The sequence below is a fragment of the Rhodococcus sp. WS1 genome (assembly GCF_003797745.1).
Lineage (GTDB): Bacteria > Actinomycetota > Actinomycetes > Mycobacteriales > Mycobacteriaceae > Rhodococcus_F > Rhodococcus_F erythropolis.
This window is the reverse complement of sequence record NZ_RKLZ01000002.1, coordinates 1,450,136-1,464,392: the sequence shown is the minus strand read 5'-3', so window position 1 is coordinate 1,464,392 and position 14,257 is coordinate 1,450,136. Positions and strand designations below refer to the sequence as shown.

The window sequence follows — 14,257 nt, the reverse complement described above, 5'->3', positions numbered from 1 at the left end:
GCGTTAACCGATCGATCCGTCGCGGCGAAGGTCCGCGATCTGGTCACCCGTACGCCCCAACTCGGCCAGTAGAGAATCCGTCTGCTGGCCGAGGGCCGGAACGTCACCCATGCGCATTTCGACGTCCGAGTACGTCATCGGAGGCAGCACGGCATCGATCGGTCCGTTTTCGGTGCCCACGGACCTCCACCTGGCACGCTTCTCCAACTGCGGATGTTCCAGTAGACCTGCCATGTCGTTGAGTGCAGCGGCCGGGACACCGGCGGCGGCAAGGCGTTGATCCAGATCTGCCGTCGAATACAGACGAGTCAGGGAACCCACCAATTCGTCTACCTCGCCGCGATTTTCGACGCGCACGATGTTGGTGGAAAAGCGCGGATGGTCGACCAGATCCTCTCGCTCGAACACGTCCACCATCAGTGCACGCCATCCACGATCGTTCTGGACGCCGATCAGGATCTCGCCGTCGGCCGTGGGATACGAATCGTAGGGAACGATCGCCGCATGGCCGAGCCCGACCCGCGGAATCTGCTTTCCTGCATACATTTTCATGTACATCGGATGCCCGAGCCACTCGACGGTGGAATCGAACATCGAGACCTCGACGAGCGCTCCCTTACCCGTTCGCTCTCTACGGAACAGGGCGCTCAGAATCGAAGTCAGCGCGTACATTCCAGCGGCGATGTCCGAGACCGGGATACCCGTCTTGGTGGCCGTCTCCGGTGTGCCTGTCACGGAGATCATTCCGGTCTCGGCTTGGACCAGCATGTCGTACGCCTTGCGCTCACGCCGTGGGCCGGCACTGCCGTATCCGGACATGTCGATCACGATGAGCTGTGGGAATTTCTCGCGCAGTTCCTCCGCGCCGAACCCCAGTCGCGCAGCTGCGTCAGGTGCCAGATTCTGTAGGAACACATCGGCTCGCGCGACAAGATCGAGAACGATTTGCCGGCCGGATTCCGACTTCACGTCGACAGCGATCGATTCCTTGGAACGGTTGAGCCACACGAAGTGTGACGCCTGACCATGAACCGCCCGGTCGTAGTGACGCGCAAAATCGCCCTCGCCGACGCGTTCTATCTTGATCACCCGCGCACCCATGTCCGCGAGATGCCTGGTGGCGAGCGGTGCCGCCACCGCCTGTTCGAGTGCAACCACGGCGATTCCGTCGAGCGGAAGATCCGAGTTCGGCTGTCCCATGTCAGTAGTCACCCCAGAAGTTTTACACCCAGAAGTTTTACACTCTGAATTCTTGCACTCGAACAGGACGGGTCAGATGTGGCGGCCGCCGGTGATCTCGAGAACCGTGCCCGTCATGTAGCTCGAGAGTTCGCTCGCGAGGAACAGTACAACCGAAGCAACCTCCGAGGGCTCGGCCGCACGCCCCATCGGGATCTCGGCAAGCTTCTCGTTCCAGATCCGTTCGGGCATTGCCTCGGTCATCGCCGTGCGGACAAGTCCGGGCTGAACGGCGTTGACGCGAACATTCTTGAACGCGACCTCCTTTGCCGCGGCCTTCGTCAGACCGACGATGCCGGCCTTGGCGGCCGAGTAGTTGGTCTGCCCGAGCATGCCCACCTTGCCGGAGATCGACGAGATGTTCACGATTGCGCCCGTCTCACGCTCGCGCATGCGGGCTGCGGCAGCGCGTGTTCCGTTCCAGGCGCCCTTGAGGTGAACGGCGATCACGTCGTCGAAGTCCTGCTCGGTCATCTTCCGCATCGTGGCGTCGCGCGTCATGCCGGCGTTGTTGACCATGACATCGACTGGACCGAAAGCACTTTCGGCCAGATCGAGCATGGCCTCGACCTGTCCGGAATCACGCACGTCGCAGGAAGCGAAACGGGCGACCGACTCTCCACCGAGTTCGGCGACCGCAGCCGTTCCGACGGTTTCGTTGATGTCGCCGAGAACGACGGTCGCACCTTCCTTGATGAAGGTGCGCGCAATTTCGAGCCCGATGCCCTGCGCTCCGCCGGTCACTACCGCAACCTTGCCGTCCAACAATCCCATGTCCACTCCGTTCGTGAGGTTAAAGCTCGTCAGGTAAAGGTGTCAGCGCTGGTTTTGCTTTTTCGCTTGCGCCACGAGCCCACCGCCGAGAATCAGTCGCTGGATCTCGCTGGTTCCCTCGTACAGGCGCAACAGGCGAACTTCACGGTAGATGCGTTCGACCGGCACACCGCGCATGTACCCGTTGCCACCGTGGATCTGCACGGCGAGATCCGCGACCTTGCCCACCATCTCGGTGCAGAAAAGCTTTGCCGCCGAGGGGCCGAGACGTCGATCCTCACCGCTGACGTACCGCGCAGCCACCTCACGCACCATCGCACGCCCGGCCATGACACCGGCCTGCTGGTCAGCCAGCATCGCTTGAACCAGCTGGAAGTCACCGATAGCGGTGCCGCCCTGTTCCGTGACCACGGAGAACGCGACAGATTCGTCGAGCGCTCGCTGTGCTGCTCCCACCGAGAGCGCCGCGATATGGACTCGTCCGCGCGCGAGAGACGTCATCGCTGCGCGGTATCCGGTGTCCTGGTCGCCACCGACGAGGGCCGACTCGGGAACCCGGACGTTGTCGAAGGTGACCTCGGAGGTCCAGGCACCTTCCTGACCCATCTTCTTGTCCTTGGGACCAACTGTGACTCCTGGCGTGTCAGCAGGAACCAGGAAGACTGCAATTCCCGGACCATCGGAATCCGCCGGGCGAGTGCGCGCGAACACCACGAACAGCTGTGCCAGTGGAGCATTGGTGATGAACCGCTTGTTGCCGTCGATCACCCATTCGGATCCGTCCAGAACGGCCTTGGTCCGAAGGCCGGCCGGGTTTGAGCCCGCGCCGGGTTCGGTGAGAGCAAAGGAAGCCACGACGTCGCCGGAGGCGATGCGCTCTAGCCACTGAGCCTTCTGCTCGTCGGTACCGAAGCCGACCAGCACCTGCCCGGCAATTCCGTTGTTGGTACCGAACATCGAACGCAGCGCCAGGGACGTGTAGCCGAATTCCATTGCCAGTTCGACGTCTTGGGTGAGATCGAGTCCGAGCCCACCCCATTCCTGAGGAATCGCGTAGCCGAACAGCCCGATGGCTGCGGCCTTCTTGCGTATGTCCTCAGGAATGGCGTCGGTGTCGGCAATCTCCTGCTCACGCGGAACTACTTCCTTACGGATGAACTCCCGCGCAGTCGCCAAGATATCTGCGAAGTCATCTGCATCGACCTGCATTCCCACCACTCACCTTGCTGTTTCCGAAGTCCATGCCGTCCTCCGAAGTCAATACCGTGAGGCAATCGGAGTCAAAGACCTGAAAACGAACCGAAGGTAAGGCAGAACCTATAGCAGGTGTCAGACGGTGCGCAGTTCCCGCTTGAGCAGCTTTCCGCTCTGATTTCGCGGGAGTTCGGCCACGAAACGCACGTGCTTGGGGACCTTGAACGGGGCAATTCGCTCCTTGACGTGGGCAATCAACGCCTCAGGCGTCAACTCGTCGTTGCCGTCCTTGAGCACGACGATCGCGGTGACGGCCTCGATCCACTTCTCGTCGGGCGTACCGATCACGGCAACTTCTGCCACAGCCGGGTGTGTGTAGACCGCATCTTCGACCTCGCGCGACGCCACCAAGATGCCGCCGGTGTTGATGACGTCCTTGATTCGGTCGACGACCGTGATGAACCCTTCTTCGTCCCGCACGACAAGATCGCCCGAATGGAACCAGCCGTCGCGGAAGGCGTCGGCGGTGGCTTCCGGATTTTCCCAGTAGCCGTTGCACAGCTGCGGTGAGCGGTAGAGAACCTCACCGGACTCACCGTCGGCAACGTCGTTTCCGTCGGCGTCGACGACACGGGTTTCGACGAAGAACACCGCTCGCCCGCAAGAAGACGGACGATCCGCATGCTCGCCGGGCTGGAGAACTGTTGCCAGCGGACCGATTTCGGACTGGCCGAAGCAGTTGTAGAAGCCGATGTCCGGGTAACGCTCACGCAGACGATTGAGCACCGTGACCGGCATGATCGAGGCGCCGTACTGCGCCTTCTTGAGCGAAGACAGATCGCGGGTCTCGAGGTCCGGATGGTTGGCCAACGGTACCCACACGGTCGGGGCCAGGAACAGCGATCCGATCTTTTCTGCTTCGACGCGGCGCAGGATCTCCGGGATGTCCGGCGCCTGCATCAGACTGACCGTCGCACCGACGGACAGGTACGGCAGCATGAAGACGTGCATGCCCGCGGAGTGGTACATCGGCATGCAGATCAGCGGGTTGTCGTTCTTGTCGAGCCCGAGCGCGATCACCGAGGACACGTACTCGTGAACCAGTGCGCTATGAGACATCATGGCGCCCTTGGGCTTCGAGGTGGTGCCCGAGGTGTACAGCAGTTGCGCCAGATCCGTCGACGTCGCACGCGGTTCGAAAACAGGCACCTCGCCGGCCTCGCCGATCGTGACCACCGACAGTTCCGCGTCCCGCAGTGCGATCACGTGGTCGAGATCGAGGTCGGAGCGAACCGAGTCGAGCGTCGACGCCAATGCCGGATCCACCAACACCGCGCGGGCGCCTGACTGCGCCACGAGGTACCGGAGTTCCTCCCCCTTGAGTGCGTAATTGACCGGAACATGCACCAAACCTGCTCGCGCACAGGCAAGGAATCCGATTGCATAGGCGTCGGAGTTGGTTCCGTATGCCGCGACGCGGTCGCCGTGTTCGAGGCCCAGACCGAGCAAGTGGGCCGCGACCCGCGTCACCGCGTCGTCGAGTTCGCGGTAGGTGCGAGTGCGATCTTCGAAGACGACGGCTACGCGGTCGGGGTACTTGGCTGCCGAGCGCCGAAGCACTCCGTCGACGGTGTTGGTGCGTGGATCCAGGCTCATTCGCTCAGGTTATAGGACGTCCAACTAATCCGGAAGAGCGATCGTTACTTATTGCGCCATTCAGGCTTTCGCTTGTCCACAAAAGCTTGCATACCTTCTTGAGCGTCGCAGGTCACGGCATTGGTTGCCATCGTTTTTGCCATCGCCTCGTACGCCTGGGCTTGCGGCAGATCGATCTGGTGATAAAACGCTTGCTTACCGATCTTCACCGTCAGGGGGCTGGCCGTCGTGATCTTGCCGGCCAGTTCGCGCACCTCTCGGTCCAGGTCTTCGGGCGCGACGACGAAGTTCACCAGACCCCAGTCCGCAGCGGTGTCGGCGTCGATCGTCTGCCCGGTGAGCAACATCTGCATCGAGCGCTTGCGCCCTACTGCCCTGCTCAGGGCCACCATGGGCGTCGAGCAGAACAGTCCGATCTTGACGCCGGGAGTACCGAAGACAGCGTTCGACGCAGCAACAACCAGATCACACGACGCGGCCAGTTGGCAGCCCGCCGCGATAGCCGGGCCCTGTACTGCGGCAATCACCGGCTGCGGAATCCGCTGTACGGTCTCCATCATCTCGGTACAGCCGTCGAAGATCGCCCGCTCGTCTTCGAGGGTTCTCCCGATCATCTCCGTCAGATCGTGGCCGGCGGAGAACACCGGGCCTTCGGCGCGCACGATCACGACCCGCACGCGCTCGTCTGCAGACAATTCGAGAAGGGCAGCCGTCACCTCGCGCATGGTCTCCGCCGAGAGCGGATTGCGCCGCGCCGGCCGATCGAGCGTCAGGAATCCGAGTCCCACCGACTCCTCGACGGAAATCTTCACTGCAGTGTTTTCTACCTGTGTCTGCGACATGTGTTCTCTCTACCAATCGAATCCGTCCCGGTCAACGAGACGAAAGGGGCATCTGTTCGCGCCGCGTCGATACGGTCCGGTCAATACTTCGCCACTACGAGGAGTGCCCATGAGCACCGATGCCGCCGTCACCACCGATCTCGAAGAGATTCTGCGGGCCCAGCAGGAAGCAACTCGCGCCGCTGGTCTTCCGTCCGCGCAGACACGACGCGAGCGCATCCAACGCGTCGTCGATCTTCTGGTGGCAAACCACAAGGATCTGACCGAAGCGATCAACGAAGACTTCGGCGGCCGAATCCCGGCCTACTCGGTGATGAATGATGTTCTGGGATCCATGGTTTCACTCAAGCACGTTCGTGATTCACTCGAAGAGTGGATGATTCGCTCACCGAGAGCCACCGGGGCTATGCAGGATCCGCTGGGTGCCACGGCGTACGTGTCGTACCAGCCGAAGGGTTCGATCGGCATCATCGGAACCTGGAATGCTCCCCTTTTCACTCTCCTGAGCCCGCTCGCCTGCGCCCTCGGAGCGGGAAATCGCGCCGTTCTCAAACCGTCGGAGATCGTGCCGAACACTGCGGCGGTCCTGGCCGAGGCGGCGCGTCGAACGCTCGACCCCGTGGAGGTCGCGGTGGTGACAGGTGGACCGGAGGTCGCTGATCTGCTGACGTCGCTGCCTTTCGACCACCTCGTCTTCACCGGCAGCACAACCGTCGGAAAGCTGGTCATGGCCAATGCTGCGAAGAACCTGGTGCCGGTCACCCTCGAACTCGGCGGCAAGTCACCGAGCGTCTTGAGCCGCAGTGCCGATATCAGCTCTGCTGCATCACGTTTGGCCATCGCGAAGTCGACCAATGCCGGCCAACTCTGCGTCTCTCCCGACCTGATCTACGTCCCGCGCGAGAACACAGAAGCGTTCATCGACGCGTTCACCGATCAGTTCACCGGACTGTTCCCCACGATCGCCGACAACAAAGACATGGTCTCGATAGTCAGCGATCGTCACCTCGCACGCATCGAGGGGTACATCGCGGACGCGGAAGAGCGTGGGGCACGAATCATCACGGTTCCCGACGAAGAACTCTCCGCAGACACTCGTCGCCGCCCACTGCGAATCGTGGTCGACCCTCCGACCGACGCGCAGATCATGAAGGAGGAGATCTTCGGACCGGCCGTCGTGATCCTGCCGTACGACCAACTCGACAGCGTCGTCGCCGACATCAATTCACGGCCGAAACCGTTGGCGCTGTATTACTTCGGAACCGACCTGGACGAGAAGGAATCCGTACTCGAACGCACCGTCTCGGGCGGCGTCACCATCAACGACGCGATGTCACACCCAGGGCTGAGCGACGCACCCTTCGGCGGCGTCGGCGCTTCGGGTATCGGGCACTACCACGGCCGCGAGGGTTTCCTCGAGTTCAGTCACGCCCGAACGGTATTCGAAGCAGCGCAGCATGACCCGCGCGGTGAATGGGGAATGCTCCCGCCGTACGGTGAGAGTTTCGAGCAGATGATGCTGGCTCAGGTCACGCCCTGAGGCCTCCGGCCCCGTGCGCCTTTTTGGTAGTGCACGCTACCGGAAAGGCGCACCGGCAAGGCCGCGGCTGAGGAACTCCACCAGCTGACCGGGTTCGGTATCCACCGACTCGATCAGTTGGATCAGTTCCCTCTTGTCCTCTGCTGCAAGCGGTTCGATGCCACCGAAGGTGCGCATCGTGGAGCCGGCGGGGAGAACGCGTGCACAGACGAGCGTGCCCGGCTCGAGATTGACTGAGCCCCACTCGTCCGTGACCTTCACCAGATGCCCGTTGCGGACGTCGCTGAGGGTCACCAACTGTCCCGGCTCCGTCGAGGCGACCTTGTACACCGAGCGCGGAATCGACAACCACTGATCGGCCAGTTCGCGTTCGTCGGCAGGCAACAGTTCTCCGCGCCGCTCGACAAATGCCGCGAAAATACCCGCATCGAACAAGGCAGCGTCGACGGCCAATCCGCCTTCGACGGCCAACGTCAGTGCTTCTTCGCTGTTGAACTGCTCGGCACGGATGAGCGCAAGATCGAACACGGCGTCGAAGTACTCCGGTGTGCGCGAGAACAACTGAGCCTTGACGTAGAGCCAGTTGGCCCGATCATCGAACGTCACCTCGGACTTGCCCAGATGGCAGACCTTGAACTTCCGACCGGAACCGCACCAGCACTTGTCATTTCGGCCGAGTTCGGGGTGCTCGGCCGGGGCATAGCGCTGAAGAACCTCGTGCAGAACCTCGGACTCGCCACCCTCGATCCGGCCGAGAAGTGCCAGCGCGCGGGTCACGTCGCTGCGATCGGCCGCCAGCAGTGCCAGATCGAAGATCGCGGGAGTCCAGTCGGGATCGAGATCGTGCGCCGTTTCGTACGACGCCTCAGCGACAAGGATCTTGCCGAGACGATCCGAAGCCTTGCCTGCCAGCCAATGCGCTGCCGGCTTGACACGACGCGACCCTGTCTCGGCGAGAGCAGTTGCAACAGAATGCAATACGGAATCATGATCGTCGAGTTCGGACAACAGCTCCAACGCTGCCGCAGCCGCGGGCGGCTCGGCGATGCCGGCGAAGGTCTGCGGATCCTCCTTGATCTGCTTGCGCGCCCAGTCCGAGACATCCTCGACGGCTTCGGCTTTCGCGGCCATGACCACATCGACGAAGGCAATCACCGAGGCGGCTTCTTCCGGGTGCAGGTTCTCCCGAACCTCGAGCATGCGGGCTCGGTTCGCCAGGTGGTATGCCTCGAAATCGAATCCGTCGACCGCAACGTAATCACCGTCGCGGACGTAACCTGCCGCCTCGAGCATTTCGCCCAGCGGTGCGGTGGGCTGACGGAACAGCGACGGCTCGTCGAGCATCAATTGCCAGACAATGGCATCGAGGGTGTCAGCACCGGTGTCTGCGAGGACCGTCCCCAGACTCTCGCCGAATCCGGGTGCGGGATCCAGTACCTCGGGGATGGTGCAGAGCGTCAGCTCACGGTCAGCGACGAACAGTCCGATCAAATCGCCCGCAGAACATTCGGCGAGAGTATCGGTGTCGAGGAGAAAACCCTCGTCGTGCGGGAACTCCGGATCTTCGATCCCACGATCAGCCAACAGGTCGTCGTCGATCCCGCGGTGCACGACGCTGATGCCATGAATCTCGTCGTCGTCACGATCGAGGAACACCCGCAGCATCATCAGATCAGGGTTCGCGTCGAGAACGCCGGACTTTATTTCGGCTTCGGTGAGCCGATGGGTCAGCACTCGATGCTCGAACAACGTGTCGAGTGCGGCGTACCGCTCCTCACTCAAGTAGCCGAGCAGTGGGTCCTCGACGTACTCGACGAATTCGGCCATGTCGTCGGCTGTACCGTGGCCGGCATCGGCCAACAGGGTGCCCCAGTCCGCCGCTGTCTGCGGGCCGTGCTCACGCAACAACTCCATCGCGGCTTCGGCGATCAAGTCATTGGCATCCATCGGTTCGTTCACCTATCCAACTTTAACGGGGTCGACTCGATACATCGTCACCGGTCATCGGTCGAGTGATCGGCGCCTCCACGCGACTCGCGGACCAGTTCTTCGGCGTCGAGTTCCTCGGAAGCGAGAACCTCGAGTACCCTCGCAGCCTGCGATTCCGAGGACATGACGACAACGCCCACCGCAAGCGCACCAGTGGGGGCCGTCAGGAGCCTGGCACTGATCAGGTCGCCGGGCTTTCCTTCGACCGGGTGACCAACGGTGACGGTTTCCTCGGACACACGATCGAGCAGCACGACGCCGGTGTCGGAAGTTTCGATCACCTCGTACACCGACCTCCGGACCCCGAGCCACTGTGCGGCTGTCACTACTTCCGCCTCGGGAAGTAGTTCGCTGCGTCTGGCCAGGAAGTCGGCAAAGATCCCACCCTCGAACAGAGCCACGTCCAGTGCCGAGCCGTCGAAGATCGTGGCGGCGATCAGTTCGTCCTCGGAGAGATTCGCGTTTTCGAGATCGTCGAGCCCGGTCACGACGTCGACGAATTCGGAGGCAAACGCAAACAGGCACGCCTTCTTGTACAACCAGCGACCATCTGCCTTGACCGATTCATCGGCCTTTCCGAGGTGGCAGACCTTGTACTTGCGGCCGGAACCGCACCAACACTTGTCGTTTCGCCCGAGTTCCGGGTGATCGACTGGGACGAAGTCCTGCAGTACGGCGTAGAGATTCTCTTCACTTCCGCCGTCGATCCGCCCGAGTAGTGACAGCGCCCGGGTCGCGTCGCCGCGGTCCGACGCGAACTGAGCCAGCTCGAACAAGGCCGGACCCCAACCGGATTCGGCAAGGAGCGCTTTCTCGTAGTGCGCCTCCGCTTCGAGGACGCGCCCCAGCCGATCGACGGCCTTACCGGCGAGCCAATGAGCCGCCGCCCTGACCGACCGTGGCCCTCGCTCGGCCAGTTCGGACGCAAGCGCTTCGAGGATTGCGTCGGTCACCGGGTCCTGATTCCGAAATCCGAGATCGAACACGGCCACTGCAGCACCCGGATCTGCCAGTGAGACAAAGAAGTCCGGGGCGGCGCTGACGTGACGGCGAGCCCAGTCCACGATGTCGAAGTCGGCGATGACGGCATCGGTGTATCCGCGGTCCGCCAGATCTACAAATGCAACAGCAGCGACGGCCTCGTCGTGGGTCAGGTCGTAGGTACTGGCGACCAAAGCTGTCCGAATCTGCAGGTCGTAGGCATCGAAGTCGAATCCCCGCCGAGCCAGTAGTTCACGCTCGTGCTCGTAACCTGCCGCCTCGAAGATCTCACCCAGCGGCGCAACAGGAACCGTGAAGAGAGACGGATCCTCGAGCAGGAGTTGCCAGCACACCGAATCCAGGGCCTCGACTCCGTCCTCCTCGAAGAGTTCGCCGAGCGCCGGAGCAAGATCGGGTTCGTCCTCGATCTCGACCAGACGAAACGCAAGTCTTCCGTCTTCGACTGCCAGGCCGATGAGATCACCGTCGGCGCACTCGCCGAGGGTTCCGGCTGGAAGAACCACAACTCGTCGACTCCGGAAGGGAGCAGCTCCACGTTCCACGGCCGCTTCTTCCGCCAGGGCCACCCGGATCGCCCCGTCCTCGCCGTCGCCGTCGCCGTCGCCGAATGCCAAGATCGGCTCCAGGTCGGGGCTCGCGTCGAGGATGTCGGACGCAATCTCGAGCTCACTTAGCCGGTGACTGAACACGAGCCCTTCGAGGACCGTGTCGAGGGCGACGTACTTTCCGTTGGGCAGGTACCCGAGCATCGGTTCGGACAGATACTCGAGCACGTCGGCCAACTCGGTCGCAGTTCCGTACTCCTCGAGATGGGTCGCCCACTCTTCGAGACTCAGCGGGCCTTGCTCGCGCAGAACAGCCAAAGCAGCGGAGGCAATGGAACCAGCAGCGTCGGAACCAGCGGTTTCGTCGTCGAAATCAGTCACCCGCCAATGGTAGGCGACTTATTGCAGTCCACTGAGCCCCTCGCCCAGCACGGTCGCACCGAGGATTGCCAGGATGACCGTCATCATCACTGCGTTGTTCGCGGTCATCCATGACTTCGCTGATGCGAGGATCTCGTCGGCTCGCTTGCCGGAGAACACCTTGACCAGGATCGGCGACGCGATGCCGACGCTCGCGATGACCGTGAAGATCACCGCGGCAACAATCTGTTGGGCAACAACATTCGTGGCGACCGCGATAGTGGCCGCACCGGATACCGCCAGCGCTGCATTTTTGGGATTGACCGCCGCGGACAAGAACGCCAACCCGAACGCCTTCCGCGGAGTCAACCCGTCGATGCTCTTCATCCACTTCGGAACTGTCGGATCACTTCCGTCCCTCGGACGCGCTCGCCACTGCTTGTACGCCAATCCGAACAGAACGAGCCCCAACACGATTCGTACGACGCTCGACCACACCGAAGTCTGCGACGACTCCGACTCCGCAAACGAATAGTCCGCGATCACGATCGTCACCGCAACGACTGCCGAGATTCCGAGGACCCACCCGAGTAGAAAAGATGCCGCCCCTCGATGTGCTCCAGCGGTGATCATGACGAGCACGATCACCGCCATGGGCATCGAGACGAAAAGCAAGCCGAGGGCAATCGGAAGAGACAGACCGATCGCAGCTAGCACCGAAAACCTCCAGTTGAATGCACGATCGACGATCGATTCGAGGTCGAAATCACGACGGCGGAGGCAGCATGACCTCGATGAGATGCGGGCCGGGTTCCGCCAGCGCTGCGGCAAACTGTTCGGCCAACTCCTCCGCTGTGTTCGCCCGCGACGCGGGCACTCCCAACCCCTCGGAGATCTTGACGTAGTCCATGTTCGGAGACGACAGATCCAACATCGACTGTGCGACGACGCCGCCACCTTCTGCGCCGACTCGTTGCAGTTCGCCACGCAGAATGGCGTACGCGCGATTGTTGAGCAGAATCGTCGTGACGTTCAACTGTTCTCGCGCCTGCGTCCACAACGCCGTGATGGTGTACATCGCGCTTCCGTCGGCTTCGAGATTGATCACCGGCCGCTCCGGCGCTGCCACAGCGGCTCCCGTCGCCACCGGAATGCCCTGGCCGATGGCACCTCCGGTGAGCGTGAGCACGTCGTGGCGCGGCGCTCCGGCAAGGGCAATCGGGATCGCCCAACCGGAAGTGGCCGCCTCGTCGGAGATGATGGCGTCGTCCGGCAGCAGGGCCCCGATCACGTCGGCCCAATTTCGCACGTCGAGAGGCCCACTCGGCAGCGACGGCCGATTTGCCTCCTGCAGAACGGGTTCCACTCCGGGTGCCACGAGTTCCGCCACTGCTTCCAACGCGCCGACAACGTCGTCGCTGACATTCGCCAGCGTTGTCACCGCGGCGCCGTCCGGGACCAGATCGCTCGGTTTTCCGGGATACGCAAAGAACGAGACCGGCGAAACCGCGCCGGCCAGGACGAGCTGAGTTGTTCCGCGAAGTTGTTCGGTGGCGTGCTCGGCGAAGTATCCCAAGCGCTCGAATGACGGTAGTCCCGCACCGCGTTGAAGCCTGGCCGGAAAGGTCTCGACCAGAATCTGTGCACCGGTCGCGACTGCAATTCGGGAAGCGGCGCGCAGTCCGGCTTCGGAACACGCTGCGCCGCCCAGCAGTAGCGTGGCGCGCCCCTCGGCATTGAGCGCGCCTACCACCGAGTCGATCTGTGCTGCAGTTACTTCCGCCCGCCCCGGTATGTCTCGAGGACCCGCAAGAACTCCACCTTCGCTCCACGAGACGTCGGCGGGGAGGACAAGTGTGGCAATGCGTCCGGGCGGATCCATGGAGGCGGCAACGGCGTCGGCCGCATCGCTACCGACGGTCGCGGTGGAGTCGGAACGTCGACTCCATCCCTCCAGCCACTCGGTCAGCGCGTCGATATTCGATTCGAGTGGAGCGTCGAAACCGTGGTGGTAGGTCGCGTGGTCCCCGACGATGTTCACGATGGGGGTGTGGGCGCGGCGCGCGTTGTGAAGGTTCGCCAGTCCGTTCGTCATTCCGGGGCCGAGGTGAAGCAGCGTCGCGGCAGGCTTTCCGGCGATACGCGCGTACCCGTCCGCGGCACCGGTGACGGCGCCCTCGAACAAGCCGAGTACCGCACGCATCTGGGGAACGGAATCGAGTGCGGCAACAAAATGCATCTCGGACGTTCCGGGATTGCCGAAGCACACCTCGACACCCGAGTCGACCAAGCTCTGGATAAGCGATTGTGCACCATTCATTTCGGTCACCTCTTCTTCATGAAAGCTGCGAAGGCTTCTTGCGCTTCGTCGGATCGCCGCCGTCTCGCGAAATGATCCGACTCCACGTCGATGGTTTCCAGCAGGGCATCGAGATGTGGGCGGCGGAGGAGCATCTTCGTCAGCGTCACCGATTCAGCCGGGGAGTCTGCAATGCGCACCGCGCGCTCCAATGCCACGTCGAGCGCGGTCTCGGCCTCCACAACGCGATTGATCAGGCCGGCTTCGGCAGCCTCCTCCGCCCCGAACATTTCTCCGAGCATCAGTAGTTCCGTTGCCCGCTTGAGCCCCGCGATCTGCGGCAACAGGTAACTCGATCCGCCCTCGGGCGAGAGCCCGAGCGGAACGAACGGCAATCGGAATCGTGTATCTCGCCCCGCGAATGCCAAGTCGCAGTGCAACAACATCGTGGTGCCGATTCCGACTGCAAACCCTTCGACCGCTGCGACAATCGGTTTGCGTGCGGTGACGAGTGCGATCAGCAGGTCTTTGGCCTCGCCGCCGTCTTTCCCGGCAGTGTCCTGGAAACTTCCGATGTCGTTGCCGCTGGTGAAGACACCACCGGCGCCCGTCAGCACCGAAACCCGCACTGCGTCATCGTCGTCAGACTCCAGGATCGCGTTCGTGAGCTCGCGGTAAGTCTTCGCGTCGAGCGCGTTGCGCCTCTCCTGGCGGTCCATCGTGAGCAACCGGACTCCCGGTGCGTGCTCCTCGATCCGAACAGTCATCCGTACCTCCGTCGTGGCCGAGAGTCTCGATTCAAGCTACTCGGTCGGGA

11 protein-coding genes are annotated in these 14,257 nt (G+C 62.5%); 1 reads left to right on the top strand and 10 read right to left on the bottom strand.

Annotated features, from left to right (window positions below; all coding sequences use genetic code 11):
• Nucleotides 1-3 precede the first annotated feature (3 nt).
• The 5 genes from EEB12_RS19485 to EEB12_RS19465 form a co-directional block, all read right to left on the bottom strand.
• On the bottom strand, nucleotides 4-1,200 hold the full coding sequence (locus EEB12_RS19485) for a CaiB/BaiF CoA transferase family protein (protein WP_141488708.1): 1,197 nt from the start codon (nucleotides 1,198-1,200) through the stop codon (nucleotides 4-6).
• A 72-nt stretch (nucleotides 1,201-1,272) separates the two neighbouring features.
• On the bottom strand, nucleotides 1,273-2,013 hold the full coding sequence (gene fabG / locus EEB12_RS19480) for a 3-oxoacyl-ACP reductase FabG (protein WP_029256327.1): 741 nt from the start codon (nucleotides 2,011-2,013) through the stop codon (nucleotides 1,273-1,275).
• Nucleotides 2,014-2,055: 42 nt separating this feature from the next.
• Entirely contained in the window at nucleotides 2,056-3,222 is a 1,167-nt protein-coding gene (locus tag EEB12_RS19475) for an acyl-CoA dehydrogenase family protein (protein WP_019745415.1), read from the bottom strand.
• 120 nt (nucleotides 3,223-3,342) lie between these two features.
• Nucleotides 3,343-4,863, bottom strand: a complete 1,521-nt coding sequence (locus EEB12_RS19470) for an acyl-CoA synthetase (RefSeq protein WP_069145555.1) — start codon at nucleotides 4,861-4,863, stop codon at nucleotides 3,343-3,345.
• A gap of 44 nt (nucleotides 4,864-4,907) precedes the next feature.
• The gene (locus EEB12_RS19465; protein ID WP_020909231.1) at nucleotides 4,908-5,705 is read right to left on the bottom strand and encodes an enoyl-CoA hydratase; all 798 of its coding nucleotides are present in this window, start codon (nucleotides 5,703-5,705) and stop codon (nucleotides 4,908-4,910) included.
• A gap of 109 nt (nucleotides 5,706-5,814) precedes the next feature.
• Here EEB12_RS19465 and EEB12_RS19460 point away from each other — a divergent pair, with 109 nt between their 5' ends.
• Entirely contained in the window at nucleotides 5,815-7,245 is a 1,431-nt protein-coding gene (locus EEB12_RS19460; RefSeq protein ID WP_141488350.1) for a coniferyl aldehyde dehydrogenase, read from the top strand.
• 36 nt (nucleotides 7,246-7,281) lie between these two features.
• Here EEB12_RS19460 and EEB12_RS19455 read toward each other — a convergent pair whose 3' ends face one another.
• The 5 genes from EEB12_RS19455 to EEB12_RS19435 are packed head-to-tail and all read right to left on the bottom strand — an operon-like array spanning nucleotide 7,282 to nucleotide 14,207.
• Nucleotides 7,282-9,204 (bottom strand): SEC-C domain-containing protein, encoded by a 1,923-nt coding sequence (locus EEB12_RS19455; protein WP_258537232.1) that lies wholly within the window; start codon nucleotides 9,202-9,204, stop codon nucleotides 7,282-7,284.
• 35 nt (nucleotides 9,205-9,239) lie between these two features.
• Entirely contained in the window at nucleotides 9,240-11,162 is a 1,923-nt protein-coding gene (locus EEB12_RS19450; protein ID WP_141488349.1) for an SEC-C domain-containing protein, read from the bottom strand.
• A gap of 18 nt (nucleotides 11,163-11,180) precedes the next feature.
• The gene (locus tag EEB12_RS19445) at nucleotides 11,181-11,858 is read right to left on the bottom strand and encodes a GAP family protein (RefSeq protein ID WP_019745421.1); all 678 of its coding nucleotides are present in this window, start codon (nucleotides 11,856-11,858) and stop codon (nucleotides 11,181-11,183) included.
• A gap of 49 nt (nucleotides 11,859-11,907) precedes the next feature.
• Nucleotides 11,908-13,470 carry an acetolactate synthase large subunit gene (locus tag EEB12_RS19440; protein WP_141488348.1) on the bottom strand — a complete coding sequence of 521 codons (1,563 nt, stop codon included), beginning with the start codon at nucleotides 13,468-13,470 and terminating at the stop codon, nucleotides 11,908-11,910.
• Nucleotides 13,467-14,207, bottom strand: a complete 741-nt coding sequence (locus tag EEB12_RS19435; RefSeq protein ID WP_141488347.1) for an enoyl-CoA hydratase/isomerase family protein — start codon at nucleotides 14,205-14,207, stop codon at nucleotides 13,467-13,469. The genes EEB12_RS19440 and EEB12_RS19435 overlap by 4 nt, the downstream gene beginning before the upstream one ends.
• Nucleotides 14,208-14,257 lie beyond the last annotated feature (50 nt).

Excerpts from the sequence above, each read along its gene's own strand:
- EEB12_RS19475 (WP_019745415.1), bottom strand. The coding sequence starts at position 3,222 with ATGCAGGTCGATGCAGATGACTTCGCAGATATCTTGGCGACTGCGCGG.
- EEB12_RS19485 (WP_141488708.1), bottom strand. The coding sequence starts at position 1,200 with ATGGGACAGCCGAACTCGGATCTTCCGCTCGACGGAATCGCCGTGGTT.
- EEB12_RS19435 (WP_141488347.1), bottom strand. The coding sequence starts at position 14,207 with ATGACTGTTCGGATCGAGGAGCACGCACCGGGAGTCCGGTTGCTCACG.
- EEB12_RS19460 (WP_141488350.1), top strand. The coding sequence starts at position 5,815 with ATGAGCACCGATGCCGCCGTCACCACCGATCTCGAAGAGATTCTGCGG.
- EEB12_RS19470 (WP_069145555.1), bottom strand. The coding sequence starts at position 4,863 with ATGAGCCTGGATCCACGCACCAACACCGTCGACGGAGTGCTTCGGCGC.
- EEB12_RS19465 (WP_020909231.1), bottom strand. The coding sequence starts at position 5,705 with ATGTCGCAGACACAGGTAGAAAACACTGCAGTGAAGATTTCCGTCGAG.
- fabG (WP_029256327.1), bottom strand. The coding sequence starts at position 2,013 with ATGGGATTGTTGGACGGCAAGGTTGCGGTAGTGACCGGCGGAGCGCAG.